This is a genomic window from Ruania zhangjianzhongii, assembly GCF_008000995.1.
In the GTDB taxonomy this organism is placed as follows: domain Bacteria; phylum Actinomycetota; class Actinomycetes; order Actinomycetales; family Beutenbergiaceae; genus Ruania; species Ruania zhangjianzhongii.
Genome location: NZ_CP042828.1, coordinates 3,317,476 through 3,332,881, shown reverse-complemented (window position 1 = coordinate 3,332,881; position 15,406 = coordinate 3,317,476). Strand labels below are relative to the sequence as shown.

General features: G+C 70.7%; 11 protein-coding genes. 6 read left to right on the top strand and 5 right to left on the bottom strand.

Annotated elements, in window-relative coordinates; all coding sequences use genetic code 11:
• Positions 1-2 precede the first annotated feature (2 nt).
• Complete coding sequence (locus tag FU260_RS15525; protein ID WP_235912449.1) at positions 3-773, top strand: alpha/beta fold hydrolase; 771 nt, start codon at positions 3-5, stop codon at positions 771-773.
• Positions 770-1,468: a hypothetical protein gene (locus FU260_RS15520; RefSeq protein ID WP_147917885.1), complete on the top strand. Its 699-nt coding sequence runs from the start codon at positions 770-772 to the stop codon at positions 1,466-1,468. Before FU260_RS15525 ends, FU260_RS15520 begins: the two co-directional genes overlap by 4 nt.
• Here the strand turns inward: FU260_RS15520 and FU260_RS15515 are convergent.
• The gene (locus FU260_RS15515) at positions 1,458-1,883 is read right to left on the bottom strand and encodes a hypothetical protein (RefSeq protein ID WP_147917884.1); all 426 of its coding nucleotides are present in this window, start codon (positions 1,881-1,883) and stop codon (positions 1,458-1,460) included. The two genes, FU260_RS15520 and FU260_RS15515, sit on opposite strands and share 11 nt — an antisense overlap.
• Before the next feature lie 56 nt (positions 1,884-1,939).
• Here FU260_RS15515 and FU260_RS15510 point away from each other — a divergent pair, with 56 nt between their 5' ends.
• Positions 1,940-2,431: a GNAT family N-acetyltransferase gene (locus FU260_RS15510; RefSeq protein ID WP_147917883.1), complete on the top strand. Its 492-nt coding sequence runs from the start codon at positions 1,940-1,942 to the stop codon at positions 2,429-2,431.
• A gap of 9 nt (positions 2,432-2,440) precedes the next feature.
• Here the strand turns inward: FU260_RS15510 and FU260_RS15505 are convergent, their stop codons facing one another.
• Positions 2,441-4,042, bottom strand: coding sequence for a coiled-coil domain-containing protein (locus FU260_RS15505; protein WP_147917882.1), 1,602 nt, complete (start codon positions 4,040-4,042; stop codon positions 2,441-2,443).
• A 237-nt stretch (positions 4,043-4,279) separates the two neighbouring features.
• Here FU260_RS15505 and FU260_RS15500 point away from each other — a divergent pair, with 237 nt between their 5' ends.
• The 3 genes from FU260_RS15500 to FU260_RS15490 are packed head-to-tail and all read left to right on the top strand — an operon-like array spanning position 4,280 to position 7,863.
• Positions 4,280-5,851 carry a hypothetical protein gene (locus FU260_RS15500; protein WP_147917881.1) on the top strand — a complete coding sequence of 524 codons (1,572 nt, stop codon included), beginning with the start codon at positions 4,280-4,282 and terminating at the stop codon, positions 5,849-5,851.
• Entirely contained in the window at positions 5,848-6,906 is a 1,059-nt protein-coding gene (locus FU260_RS15495; RefSeq protein WP_147917880.1) for a DUF8094 domain-containing protein, read from the top strand. Before FU260_RS15500 ends, FU260_RS15495 begins: the two co-directional genes overlap by 4 nt.
• Before the next feature lie 30 nt (positions 6,907-6,936).
• Positions 6,937-7,863 (top strand): tetratricopeptide repeat protein, encoded by a 927-nt coding sequence (locus FU260_RS15490; RefSeq protein WP_147917879.1) that lies wholly within the window; start codon positions 6,937-6,939, stop codon positions 7,861-7,863.
• A 130-nt stretch (positions 7,864-7,993) separates the two neighbouring features.
• Here FU260_RS15490 and glgB read toward each other — a convergent pair whose 3' ends face one another.
• Genes glgB through FU260_RS15475 form a run of 3 tightly spaced genes read right to left on the bottom strand, consistent with a single transcriptional unit; the run spans position 7,994 to position 15,371 of the window.
• Positions 7,994-11,593, bottom strand: coding sequence for a 1,4-alpha-glucan branching protein GlgB (gene glgB, locus FU260_RS15485; protein WP_147917878.1), 3,600 nt, complete (start codon positions 11,591-11,593; stop codon positions 7,994-7,996).
• Entirely contained in the window at positions 11,590-13,359 is a 1,770-nt protein-coding gene (gene treS / locus FU260_RS15480; RefSeq protein WP_147917877.1) for a maltose alpha-D-glucosyltransferase, read from the bottom strand. The genes glgB and treS overlap by 4 nt, the downstream gene beginning before the upstream one ends.
• The gene (locus FU260_RS15475) at positions 13,356-15,371 is read right to left on the bottom strand and encodes an alpha-1,4-glucan--maltose-1-phosphate maltosyltransferase (protein ID WP_147917876.1); all 2,016 of its coding nucleotides are present in this window, start codon (positions 15,369-15,371) and stop codon (positions 13,356-13,358) included. The genes treS and FU260_RS15475 overlap by 4 nt, the downstream gene beginning before the upstream one ends.
• Positions 15,372-15,406 lie beyond the last annotated feature (35 nt).

The window sequence follows — 15,406 nt, the reverse complement described above, 5'->3', positions numbered from 1 at the left end:
TGGTGAATGAGCTCGCCTGGCACAGGTACGGGCCCGAGCCGAGCGACGGCGCACCGCCCCTGGTGCTGCTGCACGGCTTCCCGCTGGACTCGCGGATGTGGGCCTACACGATCTCGGCCGCGCCGCAGCTGCCGGTGATCACTATCGACGCCCCCGGCTTCGGCGCCTCACCCCCGGTCGACGGCGGTCTCGACGCCTACGCCGACGCTGTCGCCGCAACGCTCGAGCATGCGGGGATGGCCCGCGCTGTGGTGGCTGGACTCTCGATGGGCGGCTATGCCGCTCTGGAGCTGGCGCAGCGCCACCCGCACCTGCTCGCCGGTATTGGCTTGCTGGACACCAAGGCCGGCGCAGACCCTCAGGACAAGCGGGTCGACCGGCTGCAGATGGCCGAGGACGCCCTCGGCGAGGCCGGTGCCCGGGCGGTGGCGCCGATGCTGGACTCCCTGCTCGCCCCGGGCGCGCCCGAAGCAGTCCGGACTGAGGTGGCGGGCTGGCTGAGGCATGCTTCGCCGTCGGGAATCGCGTGGGCGCAACGCGCGATGGCCGCCCGAGCAGACCGACTGGCGACGCTGACCAGGCTGGACGTGCCCGCCCTGGTGCTGCGCGGCGCGCAGGATGCGACGGCGAGCCTGGCCGAGCACGAGGAGATGGCTACCGCGTTGGGTACGCAGGTGATCGAGGTCGACGGCGCAGGTCACCTCAGCGCGCTCGAGTCACCTCACGAGGTGGCGGCCGCCCTGTCCGACCTGTACGCCCGCGCCACGGCGTGAGGGCCCGCCGTGCGCTGCGCCGGCACGCCGATGAGCTGGGCGCACCGATCGCCGTCCACTACAGCCGCCCCGGGGTGTGGACGAAGCTGATCTGCCTCGCGTTCTGGCTGCTGACCCTGTCCTCCGCGGCGGTCAACCCCGATCCGGACCCGATGCTGAACCTGCTCTTCCCGGCCGTCATGGCAGTGCTGGTGCTGGGCTTCTACGCCCTGATCCGCGGGGAGACGCTCGCCGTGTGTGAGCGCGGTCTGCTGATCGGGTCCACGGCGCTGTTCCTGCGGCCGTACGTGCTGCGCTACGAGGAGATCATGCCCGGCAGCATCACGCCGGTCACCGGCACCCGGCGCATCGGTCTCAGCCTGGGCATCCCGCCGAAGGGCATCTTTCACACCATCCGCAGCGGGGCGTGGATCCATCAGGGCATCTACCTCATCGGCCCGCCGCCGCTCCAGCCACAGTTCAGCCGGGGCAAGATCTTGCGCATCACCACCAACGGGCGGGCCTGGATCTGGTTCGCCGGCACCGGCAGGACCCCGCCGGAGCAGGTGACCGCCCAGATCGCTGCCGCCGCCCACCGGGCCGGCTTCGTCCAGCTCGCCGATGGCGCGGCCCGAGCCGTGCCGCAGCACCTGAACGGCTCGGTGGCCCACTCCCGGGCGGTCCTCCCAGGCTTCACCTACGGCATCAGGGTGTAGCAGCGTCCCAGCCGGGTAGGAGTCGGGTGAGGGCGTCGGCAAGGTCGATCGAGTCGCCATCCTTGCCGCCGGCACCGAGCACCAGCGGCGGGTCGCTGGGTTCGGGGCTGGTGCCTCGCAGCCGCTCCCACGCAGTCAGCGGTGCGGTGAGCACGTAGAAGTCGCCGGTGGGGGTGACGGCGCTGGTCCGGTCCACGCGCAGGTACCAGCCGCGTAGCGGCGTGCGGGCGCTGCCGCGGTTCCCGTACCCCTTGACCACCAGGGGCTCCGTGGGCAGGTCTGCGGCGCGGGCGGCTGCCACGAACGTGTGCAGCAGAGCGCGGGCCCGCTCGCTCTGCGCGCGACGGCGCTGCTCCAGGCGCCGCTCATGCTCGCGGGCGGCCTCGGTGCGCTGCTGGGCCCAGTCGGTGCTCACCTTCCCAGGGTAAGCGGTGGCGCAGCGGTAGGGCGGGCCTCTTATGCTGGGCGACTATGACTGCCGCACCACCCGCCGCACGGATCCGACCGGCACATGCCGGCGACGCTGACGCATTGCACGAGCTGCACTGCGACACCTGGCGGGAGGCTTATGCCGAGCTGGTGCCCGACGAGGTGTTCTCCCACCAGCGCGAGCACGGGCTGAGCGAGTGGCAGGCCCGGCTCAGCGACCCGACCGGGGACGCCGTCTGGCTGGCCCACCGGGACGGCGCGGCGGTCGGCTTCGCGAGTGCGACCGCCACCGGCACCCAGGAGGTCCGAGCGCTCCGCCTGTGGGGGCTGTACGTGCGCGCCACTGAGTACGGCCTGGGAACGGCGGCGAACCTGCTGCAGCTCGCCGTGGGCGACGCCCCCTGCTACCTGTGGGTGGCGGCGGGCAACCCGCGAGCGGTCGCGTTCTACCGCAAGCACGGGTTCGACCTGGACGGCACCGAGCAGCAGGTCCAGCGCTGGGGCGACCTGCGGACTGTACGGATGGTGCGCTGAGCGGACCGCTCAGCTCTGCTTCGAGGACTCCTGCTCACCGTCGACGACGGCGTCCATCACCTCGGTGTCACCATCGGCGGTGCTCGAGGCCTGGGCCGGCTCCTCCGGGGTTTCCGCCGCAGCGGTGTCTAGATCCGCTGCGTCTGCAGTCGCGGCGTCCGGTTCGACTGCGTGTGCGTCTGCGGTCTGGTCGACACCGCTCGGCTCGTCCGCGACGACGGCATCCTCGGTCAGGTCTGCGCTCGCGTTCTCGGCGGCGGGCTCCTCCGCGAGTACCTCGGCATCCTCGGCGGCACTGGCCGAGTCGGCCTCGGCGTCCTCGGTTGCGGCCTCGGCACCGTTGGCAGCTTCAGGGTCGGCCTCCGGCACCGCCAGGTCGGCCGCTTCGGCCACCTGTCCGGCCCCGAGCAGCGCCCGCAGCTCGTCCAGGTACCCGGTGATCGACTCCCGCTGCCGGTCCAGCTCGTCCACCTGTCGCTGAGCGGTGCGGCGCTCCTGGTCGGTCTCGGCTGCGGTGTCGGCACGGTACCGGTCTGCCGCCTCGCGGGTCTCCCGGGTCACCCGGTCGGCGCTGCTACGGGCGTCGGCGAGGATCTGCTCGGCCTGGGTCTCCGCAGAGGACCGGAGCTCTTCGGCTTTGGCCAGTGCTTCGGCCACCCGAGCCTCCGCCTCCTGGGCGTGCGCCTGAGCGCTGGCGATCATCTCGTCGGTGTCCGCCTTGGCCTGCGCGTGCAGTGCGGCGTCCGACTCCTCCGAGGCCGCCCGACGTTCAGCGATCTCCAGCTCCGCGTCCTCACGCATCTGCGCGACCGACCGCCGGATCTCCTCCGCGTCCGCATTCGCCTGGCGGAGGATCTCCGCGGCTTCGTCCTCAGCCTGGGCGATCGTCGAGGAGGCCTCCCGCTGGGCTTCCTCCCGAGCGGCCTGCGCCTCGGCCTTGGCGCGGCTGCGCACCTCTTCGGCCTCGGTCTCGCTCGTGGACTTCAGCTCGCGTGCGGTCCGTTCCGACTCCACCTTGCGTTCGGCGATCTCCTTCTCCGCCTCCGCGCGGGCGGTACCCAGCTCGCGCTCGAGGCTGGCGTGCTTCTCGCTCTGCTCCGTGCGGGCGACGCTGGAGATCCGTGCGGCCTCCCGTTCGGAGGAAGCCACCAGCTCCTCGGCCTTGCGCTGCGCGGCGAGCAGAGTGCCTTCGGCCTGGCTGGCCGCGCGCTGAGTGCTGCTCTCGGAGTCCCGGCGGGCGTTCGCGAGCAGCTCGCCGGCTTCGTTCTCCGCCTGCGAGGTCAGTTCCTCTGCCGCGGCTCGGGACCGGGCGGTGATGTCCTTGGCCTGCTGGTTCGCCTGAGTGAGCACACCGGCCGACTGCTCCTCGGCCGAGCGCAGCAGCTGCTCGATCCGGGCACCCAGGCCGGCATAGCTGGGCTTCTCCGCCTCCTTCAGCTGTGCCTGGGCATCAGCCAGCTCACCGGAGATCTGCATGCTCGAGGCGTCCAGGGACTCCACTTGGGTGCGGGCCTCGGCGAGCTGGCGCTGCAGTGCGTGAATCCGCTGATCGACCTGCGCACGGTCGTACCCACGCATCACTACGGGGAAGGTCGATGAGTCGTCAGCCACAGGTGCTCCTTGGCGTGATTTCGGGGGTGGAGTTGGGGCCGAGTCCGGGCTGGACCAGCGGCCGGAGGGCGGTCACCGGCACAAGGCAACGCACCCCTATCACTCACCCTAACCGTAGATCCAGCACTGCCTCGCGCGTGTTCTGGATCACCACGATGTGAAATGTCACGGAAGGGTCACGTACTCTGGGGGGTCGTCGGCGATCGGTCGACATCGACGAGAAGGGCTGAAGAGCTGGTGCTACGACGGATCTTCGCGACCGTGCTCATCGTGCTCGGACTTGCCATCGCTGGTGCCGGCGTCGCGTCCGGCACGATCTGGCGAGCAGATGAGGTGGTCACTGCCACTCTGCCACAAGACCCAGAGGTCCCGGTGGTGGTGGCCGGTGGCAACGTGCTCGCCACGGTGAACCCGAATGTGACGGTGACGGTGACCGCGCCGGACGCGGACACGCCGCTGGTGCTGGCGATGGGCCGGGAGGCCGATGTTCGGGCCTGGCTGGGTGAGTCGCCGTACGAGGAGGTCACCGGACTGACCGACTGGGAGACCCTCGCCGTCGAGGACTCGACCGGCTCCGATGACGGCGCGAGCGAAGACCCGAGCGCGAGTGAAGACCCGAGCGCCAGCGAAGACGCGAGCGAAGACCCGAGCGCCAGTGAAGACCCGAGCGAGAGTGCGAGTGCCGAACCCACTGACGACGCCACCGACGACAGCGGCGAGGATGCACCGGCCGACGCCACGGTGCCGAACCCGGCGGGCTCGGACCTGTGGATCGAAGAGGTCACCGACACCGGCGAGCTGACCTACGACTGGTCCCAGGTGGACGGCCGCTGGATGATGCTGGTGGCCACGGACGGCACCGAGCCCGCCCCGACCGTCTCGATGACCTGGACGCGCGAGGTGACCACCCCGCTGATGGTGCCCGGGATGATCGTCGGTGGGGTGATCTTCCTGATCGGCCTGGTCTGGCTGATCATCGAGCTGCTGGTCCGCCGTGAGGAACGGCGTGCTCGCCGGCGCTCCGCCGACGAGGAGGTCGCAGCCCCGGCCGCCGCCACGACGGACGAGGACGGCACCCCGCTGACCAGGCGCCAGCTCCGCGAAGCCGCCCGGTCCGGAAAGGGCGAGCGCAGCACAGCTGCCGCAGCCGGCGCCGGAACGATGGCCGGCTCCGGCCCGGAGACCACCAGCGCGGCCACGCCAGCAGAGGCCACGGACACCGGAGCGCCCGGCGACTGGACGGCCATCATCAGCGGCGCACCCGGCGACGCGAACGGCACTGCGGCAGCGACCGAGCAGAAGCCAGACTCCGCGGCCTCGCAGGCCGGCGGTGCCACGGACCTGGACGACTGGGTCCGCAGCGGCCGCACCGGCGGCGAGGCGGGACCGGTCAGCACCTATGAGTCCCCGGCTCCCGGCCGAGGGCTGGGCGCAGAGCCCGCCAGCGCGGCCGGCGTGACCTGGCGGGGTGCGGACGCCCCCGATGAGGCTGCCGGCGAGCCGACGCCCGAGGCCGCACCCGAGGATGAGGATCGCCCACGGCGCTGGTGGCAGCGGCGCGGCAAGTCTCAGACCAGAGGTGACCAGCCGGCGGCAGCGGAAGCGAGCAGCACGGATCCGGCGGAATCGGCCGCACCTGGCGACGCGGGCACCGACGACGCGAGCGAGGAGAACTCGCAGGCCTCCGGTGCCTCCTGGCGGCAGACCTGGGGACTGACCCCGGACGCCGATCAGCGCGACAGTGCCCAGGCCGCCGAGTCTGCGCCCGATGCCGACGACCGAGGCAACGACGAGGAGGTGGACCGATGAGCCGCATCTCTCGCCGCGCGAGTGCCGGTCTGACCGCTCTGGCCGCACTGAGCCTGCTGGCCGGTTGCGCCATGCCCGTGCCGTCACCGGATCCACAACCGGAAGCACCGGAGTCGATGCCCGCTCTGGACGAGCCGCGGATCGACCGGGTCCTCGAGGAGCTCGGCGAGGCGATCAGCGCTGCGGACGAGGAGGGCGACGCCGAGCTGGCGTCGGACCGGATGGCCAATCCGGCGCTGCGGATTCGCGAAGCCGAGTACGCGCTCGCCCAGGCGACAGCGGACGGGGACGGCACCTACTCCCCGCGCACGCTCATCACCTCCCCGCAGGTGGAGATCGTCTCCGCTGCAGAGGACTGGCCGCGCACGATCATGGTGGTCACCGAGATCGCCGAGGGCGCGAACGTGCCCCTGCTGCTCACCCTGCAGCAGGAGGACCCGCGCTCGCCCTACCAGCTTCACCACTGGGTGCGGCTGCTGCCGGGCTCGGAGATGCCGCCGACCGCAGTACCGGCAACCGGCAGCGCACAGGTCGCCGACGACGCGTCCGGTTACCTGGTCAGCCCGACCGACGCGATCGCGCAGTACGCGGACGTCCTGACCGAAGGAGACGGCAGCGACTTCGCCGGCTCCTTCGCCCTCGAGGACGACGAGTTCTACGGTCTGGTCCAGGACGAGGCGGAGAACCTGGACGTGGTCGACGAAGCCGGGACGTTCTCCCAACGCACCCACGCCACCGATGCTCCCGTGCTCACGATGGCCACGGAGGACGGCGGCTACATCGTGGTGGGGGAGATGCGGACCCGGCAGAAGTTCACCAAGACGATCTCCGGTTCGGAGATCACCGTGCCTTCTCCGCACATCGAAGCGCTCGACTCCGAGGACGGCCTCCTGGAGTATCTCGACGACTCGCTGATCGCCTCGTTCCGCACCATGGTGGCCATGTACGTGCCCGCCGAGGATGCCGAGGACGGTGCAGTGACTGTCCTCGGCGCCGAGCGGGTGCTCACCGGGGTCTCGCGGGAGTGTCCGCGCGATGAAGAGCGGTGTGCCTGAGAACCGCAGAGCCGAACTAGGATCTACACCATGACTCAGCAGCCTCCTCCGTCGATCAATCTGCACGGCGCCGTGGACCTGTCCGCCCTCGCGGCACCCCCGCCACCCCCGCCCAGCGCGGACACCCCGGCCGGGCTGGTCCTGGACGTCACCGAAGAGACCTTCAACGACGTCGTCCAGCAGTCCAATCAGGTGCCCGTGGTGGTCCTGCTCTGGCAGGTCGGTGAAGGGCAGAGCATCCAGCTCAACACCACCCTGCAGACCTTGGTGACCGAGCAGGCCGGCAAGTTCGTCCTCGCCCGGATCGACGTGGCCGCCAATCCGCGGCTGGCGCAGGTCTTCCAGGTGCAGGCGGTGCCGGCGGCGCTCGCGGTGATCAAGGGGCAGCCGGTGCCGCTGTTCCAGGGTGCGCCGGCGGCCGAGCAGGTGCGCCCGGTGCTCGACCAGCTGCTGCAGCTGGCCCAGGAGCAGGGCGTGACGGGCACGGTGGACGCCGGCCAGGAACCCGGCGCCGATGACCAGGAGCCGGCGGAGCCGCCGTTGCCGCCGCACATTCAGGCCGCCTACGACGCGATCGAGGCCGATGACCTGGATGGTGCTGTCGCCGCCTTCGAAGGGGCCATCGCGGAGAATCCCGCAGATGCGGAGGCCGTCGCCGGATTGGCCCAGGTGCAGCTGCTGCAGCGGATCGGCGGGCTCGACCCCGCCCAGGTGTTGCAGCACGCCACTGAGGCGCCCGCAGGCGACCTGGACGCCCAGCTGCCCGCCGCGGACCTGGAGGTGGCCGGTGGCCGCCTGGCCGAAGGGTTCGCCCGGTTGCTGCAGGTGATCCGAGTGACTGCCGGTGAGGACAAGGAGCGCGCCCGGGTGCGCCTGCTCGAACTGTTCCGGCTCGCTGCCGACGACGCCCCCGAGGTGGTCAAGGCCCGCCGCGACCTGGCGATCGCCCTCTACTGACCAGCCGCTCCGCTGGCTGACGGCCCCACGGAGGTACCTTCCGGGGTCGGAGTGAGGTTTAACCTTGGCTCCGATACCGCAGGTTGCCTCCGATGGCGCGGGGGCGGCGCCTTCAGAGTGGGACTCCCGCTCAGACCCGGCGCAGGATCGTCACCCCGAGTGGCGGGACACGGAGCTGGATCGACTGCGGTCGGCCGTGCCAGGGCACCTCCTCGGCGGGCCGCTCCGCAGTGTTCACCACGCCGGAACCGCCGAAGTCCAGATGATCGGTGTTCAGCAGCTCCACCCAGGTACCGCCGGTGGGCACCCCCACCCGGTAGTCCTCGTGCGGCGAGCCGGCAAAGTTCGCCACCACGACGAGATCCTCGCCGCGCCCCTTGCGCAGGTACGCGAGCACGTTGTGGTCGCCGTCGTTGGCCTCCAGCCACTCGAACCCGGCCGGGGAGAAGTCTTCGGCCCACAGTGCCGGATGGTCGGCGTACACCTGGTTCAGCCGGCGGAGCATCTCCCGCACCCCGGCGTGACCGGGGGTGTCTCCGAGCTCCCAGTTCAGCGACTGGGCCTCGTTCCACTCGGTGTTCTGCGCGAACTCCCCGCCCATGAACAGCAGCTTCTTGCCCGGATGGGTCCACTGGTAGGCCAGCAGTAGCCGCACCCCGGCGAGCTTGGCCCACAGATCCCCGGGCATCTTCTGCCACAGCGAGCCCTTCCCGTGCACCACTTCGTCATGGCTCAGCGGGAGCACGAACTGCTCGGAGAAGGCGTACACCAGGGAGAACGTCAGCTCGCCGTGGTGGTAGCGCCGGTTGATCGGCTCCTCGGCCAGGTAGCGCAGCGTGTCGTTCATCCAGCCCATGTTCCATTTCAGACCGTAGCCCAGCCCGCCGTGCTCGGTGGGCGTGGTCACCCCGGGCCAGGCGGTGGATTCCTCGGCGATCATCATCGTGCCCGGCGCCGCGCGGTAGGCGGTGGCGTTGGCCTCCTGCAGGAACTGGATCGCCTCCAGGTTCTCCCGTCCGCCCCGCGCGTTCGGCCGCCACTGGCCCGCTTCTCGGGAGTAGTCCAGGTAGAGCATCGAGGCCACGGCATCCACCCGGAGCGCGTCCACGTGGAACTCGGTGAGCCAGTACACCGCGTTCGCCACCAGGAAGTTGCGCACCTCGTTCCGGCCGAAGTTGAACACATACGTGCCCCAGTCCTTCTGCTCGCCGCGCAGCGGGTCGGGGTCCTCGTACAACGGGGTGCCGTCGAAGCGGGCCAGCGCCCAGGCGTCCTTGGGGAAGTGCGCCGGTACCCAGTCCAGGATCACGCCGATACCGGCCCGGTGCAGGGCGTCCACCAGGTACCGGAACTCGTCCGGGCTGCCGAACCGGGACGTGGGCGCGTAGTAGGAAGTCACCTGATAGCCCCAGGAGCCACCGAACGGATGCTCGGCCACCGGCAGCAGCTCCACATGGGTGAAGTTCATCCAGGTGACGTACTCCACCAGCTGCTCGGCCAGCTCGAGATAGCTCAGCTCCTTGCGCCAGGAGCCCAGGTGCACCTCGTAGACGCTCAGCGGTCCGGAGTGCGGGTCCTGCTCGGCGCGGGCGGCCATCCAGTCCTGGTCCGCCCAGGTGTACCTGCTCTCGGTAACCACCGACGCCGTGGCCGGCGGTACCTCGGTAGCGCGGGCCATCGGATCGGCCTTCATGTGCCAGGAGCCGTCGGCAACGCAGATCTCGTACTTGTACCGCTCGCCCGCCGCGAGCCCGGGGAGGAACACCTCCCACACCCCGGTACTGCCCAGGGAGCGCATCATCGCCCCGCGCCCGTCCCAGCCGTTGAAGTCACCGACCACCCGCACGGCACGCGCATTCGGCGCCCAGACGGCGAAGGAGACGCCGCTGACCTCGCCGAGTGTGCCGGGGTAGTGCCGGACCCAGGAACCGAGCACCTCCCAGAGCTTCTCGTGGCGCCCTTCGGCGATCAGGTGCTGGTCCACCTCGCCGAGCGTAGGCAGGAACCGGTACGGATCGTCGACCTCCACCTCGTTGTCGGCGTAGGTGACCTGCAGCCGGTAGTCCGGCACCTCCTCGGCATCGAACGCCGCCGCCCAGATCCCGTCCCGGACGTGCTCGGCCGGGTGGCTGCCGGCGGCGGTGCGTACCTGCACAGCAGTCGCCAGGTGCGCCACCACGCGGATCGTCAGCACGCCGCTGCCGGTGTCCAGGTGCGGTCCGAGCACATCGTGCGGGGCGAAGTGCGCGCCTGTCGCTAGGGTCGCGAGCACGCTGTCCGGCACCGGTGCAGGGCGGGCCTCAGCCGTCGACGGCGCAGCCTGGCTGGCCTCGGCGGGTGCACTCACGCTGCGGCTCGGGCTGGGAAAGATGCCGGCGAGCAGTCGCTCACCGGCCGGCGGTGCGTTCTCGGCCACAGTCTGCTCCTCGGTGAGTCGCCGGATGCCGGTCAGCGGGATCGGCAACCAGTCGGGACGGTTCTTCTGTTCGTACACGGCCTCGTACAGCGCTTTGTCCAGCTCCAGCGCTCGCAGGACAGTCTCGTCGAGATCGGCCCGCTCGGCACGGTAGCCAGCGAGAAACGATCCGCGGGCCTCCTCGGCCCAGGCCGCAGTGGCCGCCCGGCCTACGGCGGCGGCGTAGTCGAAGGAACGCAGCATGCCGGCCACGTCCCGCAGTGGCTGGTCGGCGCTGCGGCGCTCGGCCAGCGGGCGGAGCGGTTCGCCTTCGAAGTCCAGCACGTACCAGCCGTCTGTGCCGTGCAGCACCTGTCCGAGGTGCAGGTCGCCGTGGATGCGCTGGTCCGGTGGCACCTGGGCGCCGACGACTCCGGCGATCACCGCCTCGATGCCGTCGGCGAACACGCCCAGTGCCGGTACCTGGTCCAGTGCCCACTGGGCGCGTTGGCGCAGCTGGCCGGCGAGGTCGGGCCCGCCTCGGTTGCCGGTCTCGGCGGGCACTGCGGTGCGCAGGTGGGTGTGCAGCTGCGCCACACAGGCACCCAGGTCGGTGGCCAGTGGGGTCAGGTCGCGGCCGGTGCGGGCATAGCCGCAGGCCAGCTCGAACCCGTCCTCGGCCGCCGGGACGAATGCGGTGAGCACGCCGAGGTCGCCGGCGACCGCGGAGCCGCTCGGATCGGGCCAGGACCGGGAGTAGCCGGCCAGCACGTCCGGGACGTGCCGCCAGCCGGCCTCGCGCAGCGCCGCCACGAGTTCGAGATCCGGGTTCGGCCCTGCGGCCAGCACGCGGAAGATCTTCAGCACCGCCGCCTTGGTAGCCGTCTCGCCGTCGGCCACCCGCCCGGGAATCCGCACGGACGTGTTCGACTGCTCACCGGTGTGCACTCGCGCGGCGGAAGGGTCCAGCTCCGCCAGCGCGATCGTGGCGCCCGGGCGCGGAGTCGCGGCGGCCAGCCAGGCGCGCAGGAACGCCGGGTGGTGCGGACCGTCCACCAGGACCTCTCGTTTGCCGAGACTGGCGATCAGCCCGTGGTCCGGTGCCCAGCTCGCGGTGGCCACCAGCGGAACCTGCAGCACGGCCGGCTCCTGGCCACCGCGGCGCAGCACCAGCAGCACGACTGTGCACGCGGCCTCGTCCCACGGGTCCGGCAGGTCGAAGGAGGTGAGGATGTCCAGCTCCGCGTCGGCGGCATCCTTCGCCGGGAACCAACGCTGTTCCCGGACCCAGTCACCGATCAGGTCGAGCAGCAGCGAGCTGTCCGGCTCGCTCACGGCTGCTCCACGGTGAGCCAGAAGAAGTCCCGGGAGCCGAGGGTGAGCGTCAGCTCACCGTCTTCGCCCCGGCCTACCCCAGCGGAAGGTGAGTCGCCGGTATCGGCGGGCTGCGCCGTCGTCGGCTCGGCTCTGTTTGATCCGCTACTGGTGGCCACCCGCGGGAAGGAGGTTCCCCCGAAGATGTCCCGCAGGCTCCGGCCGGCGAGTCCGGGCAGGCTGACGACGGCGGAGCGCGGGGTGGCGGCGAGGTTCGCCACGCACAGCATCGTCTCGGACTCGTCGCGGCGCAGGAACGCCAGCACGGCGTCGTTATCGCTGTCCAGCGGCACATACTCGCCGAGGCCGAACACCGGGTGGGCTCGGCGTACCTCGAGGATCCCGCGCACCCAGTGCAGGAGTGAGGTGGGGATCGCCAGCTGCGCCTCGACGTTCAGCTGGTTGTAGTGGTTGGTGAGGTTCTGCACCACCGGCAGGTAGAGCCGCCCGGGGTCGGTGGCGGCGGAGAAGCCCGCGTTCCGGTCCGGGGTCCACTGCATCGGGGTGCGCACCGCGTCCCGGTCCGGCAGCCAGATGTTGTCGCCCATGCCGATCTCGTCGCCGTAGTACAGGCACGGGCTGCCCGGCAGGGAGAGCAGCAGCGCGTGCGCCAGCTCCACCTCGGCGCGGGAGTTGTCCAGCAGCGGGGAGAGCCGGCGGCGGATGCCGACGTTCGCGCGCATCCGGGCTTCCGGGGCGTACCAGCCGTACATCGCGGCACGCTCCTCGGTGCTGACCATCTCCAGGGTGAGCTCGTCATGGTTGCGCAGGAACGTGCCCCACTGGGCGCCAGCAGGGATCGGGGGAGTGTCGGCGAGGATCTGGGCGATGCTGCGCGCGGACTGCTCCCGGAGGGCGTAGAAGATCCGCGGCATCACCGGGAAGTGGAAGCACATGTGGCACTCCGGCGCGTCCTCGGTGCCGTAGTAGGCCACCACGTCGGCCGGCCACTGGTTCGCTTCGGCGAGCATCAGCCGGCCGGGGAACTCGGCATCGACCATCGCGCGCACCGCGGCGAGGAACTCGTGCGTGGCCGGCAGGTTTTCGCAGTCGGTGCCCTCCTCCTCGAACAGGTAGGGCACCGCATCGAGGCGGAACCCGTCCACCCCGGTACGCAACCAGAACCGGACCACGTCGAACATCGCCGCCCGTACCCGCGGGTTCTCGTAGTTCAGGTCGGGCTGGTGGGAGAAGAACCGGTGCCAGAAGTACTGCCGGCGTGCCGGGTCGAAGGTCCAGTTGGACACCTCGGTGTCCACGAAGATGATTCGCGCGTCCGGATACCGCTCCGGGTCCTCGCCCCAGACGTAGAAGTCCCCGTACGGGCCGTCCGGGTTGGACCGGGAGGACTGGAACCACGGGTGGGTATCGCTGGTGTGGTTCATCACCAGGTCGATGATGATCCGGATCCCGCGTTCGTGCGCTGCCGCCACCAGCTCGGTGAAGTCCTCGATCGTGCCGTACTCGTCGGCCACCGCGGTGTAGTCCGAGACGTCGTAGCCGCCGTCGCGCAGCGGGGAGGGGTAGAACGGTGGCAGCCAGAGGCAGTCCACGCCGAGCCACTGCAGATAGTCGAGCCGGGCGATCAGACCCCGCAGGTCGCCGGTGCCGGAACCGTCGGAATCGGAGAAGGCGCGCGGCAGCACCTCGTAGAACACCGCCGTGCGGTACCAGTGCGGATCCTCGGTCAGTCCAGGCCGGCGGGCCGGTGCGAACGCTGTGCTCATCGATGCCTCACCTCGAGGATGTGTGCGCACCGCCCGTGTGGGTCCAGTCGCACGAACGGCACCGGTCCCCAGGCGTAGCTCTCCCCGGTGAGCTCGTCATGGGCGGTGAACTCGCCCTGCTCACCGAGACCGAGGGCTGCGGTGTCCAGGTGGATCAGGGAGTCCCGGGAGGTGAACGGGTCCAGGTTCACCACCACGATCACCGTGTCCGCCTGCCCGGTGGGGGAGTGCGCAGCGGGCAGATGCTTGGAGAAGCAGAACGTGGCGTCATCGGTGGTGGGGTGCACGGTGAGGTTCCGCAGCCGCTGCAGGGCAGGGTGCTCACGACGGATCCGGTTCAGCTGGGTGAGCAGATCGGTGAGCCCGTGCGTGCGGGTGGCCCCCTCCCAGTCCCGCGGCTTGTACTCGTACTTCTCGTTGTCGATCTGCTCCTCGGCACCGGGCCGGGCGACGTTCTCGGCCAGCTCGTACCCGGAGTAGATGCCCCAGGTGGGGGAGCCGGTGGCGGCCAGCACTGCGCGGATCGCGAACGCTGCCGGTCCGCCCTGCTGCATGTACGGGGTGAGGATGTCGTGCGTGGTGGGCCAGAACGCCGGCCGCATCACCGCGGCCAGGTCACCGCTGACCTCGGTGAAGTACTCCGCCAGCTCGGTCTTGGAGTGCCGCCAGGTGAAGTAGGTGTAGGACTGGTGGAAGCCGAGCATCCCCAGGGTGCGCATCATCGCCGGCCGGGTGAACGCCTCGGAGAGGAAGATCACCTCCGGGTGGGCGCGGGCCACATCGGCGAGGATCTGCTCCCAGAAGGTCAGCGGCTTCGTGTGCGGGTTGTCCACCCGGAACAGAGTGACGCCATGGTCGATCCAGACCTGCAGCATCGCCCGGACGGCGGTGTAGATGCCCTCGGGGTCGTTGTCGAAGTTCAGGGGATAGATGTCCTGGTACTTCTTCGGCGGGTTCTCCGCATAGGCGATCGACCCGTCCGCCCGGGTGGTGAACCACTCCGGGTGCTCGCTCGCCCACGGATGGTCCGGAGAAGCCTGCAGCGCGATGTCCAGGGCCACTTCCAGGCCCAGCTCGCGCGCGCGGGCGACGAAGTGGTCGAAGTCGTCGAAGGTGCCCAGGTCGGCGTGGATCGCATCGTGCCCGCCGTCGGCAGCGCCGATGCCGTAGGGGGAGCCCGGATCGGCCGGTTCGGCGACCAGCGTGTTGTTCCGGCCCTTGCGGTTGGTGGTCCCGATCGGGTGCACCGGGGTGAGGTAGACCACGTTGAACCCCATCGCCGCGATCCCGGGGAGGCGCTCGGCCGCTGTGCGCAGCGTGCCGGAGTGCCACTCGCCGGTGGTCTCGTCCTGGTGAGCCCCCTCCGAGCGGGGGAACATCTCGTACCAGGAGCCGTACAGTGCCCGTTCGCGGTGCACCACCAGGGGGTAGGTCGCTGAGGTGGACACGTAGTCCCGCAACGGCACCTCGGTGAGCACCTCCTGCACCTCCGGGGCGGTGCCGGCGGCCAGCCGGGCCAGCGCCGGCCGGCCGGCGTCCTGCAGCGCGGTGACAGCATCGGTGAGCACCTGGGACTGGGCGTCGGTCAGGGTCAGCTCCGCGGCGGCCCGCTGCAGCAGGAGGGCCCCTTCGGTGAGCATCACCTCGGTGTCGACGTCCGCGTGCACCTTCAGCACAGCGTCGTGGCGCCAGGTGCCGTATGGGTCGGACCAGCCCTCCACCCGGAATCCCCAGTCGCCTTCGGCGTCCGGCACCAGCCAGGCCCCGTACCGGTCGAGGCCGGGGGAGATGTCTCGCATCTGTGCCCGGGAGTGGTCGGTGCCGTCCGGGCGGACCAGCACTGCGGTCGCGGCCACCGCATCGTGCCCCTCCCGGAACACGGTCGCCCGCACGGGAATCGCCTCACCGACCACCGCCTTGGTGGGCCAGCGGCCGTTCTCCACACTCGGTCCGACGTCCAGGACGGGGATCCGGCCGATCGGGGCAGCGGGGGTGGGGCTCGGTGTAGTCACAGGTCGAACCTACCCATCGTGGCGGCGGAGTACAT

Bases quoted from the DNA above. Each gene is read 5' to 3' on its own strand.
- FU260_RS15495 (WP_147917880.1), top strand. From the start codon at position 5,848: ATGAGCCGCATCTCTCGCCGCGCGAGTGCCGGTCTGACCGCTCTGGCC.
- treS (WP_147917877.1), bottom strand. From the start codon at position 13,359: ATGAGCACAGCGTTCGCACCGGCCCGCCGGCCTGGACTGACCGAGGAT.
- FU260_RS15510 (WP_147917883.1), top strand. From the start codon at position 1,940: ATGACTGCCGCACCACCCGCCGCACGGATCCGACCGGCACATGCCGGC.
- FU260_RS15490 (WP_147917879.1), top strand. From the start codon at position 6,937: ATGACTCAGCAGCCTCCTCCGTCGATCAATCTGCACGGCGCCGTGGAC.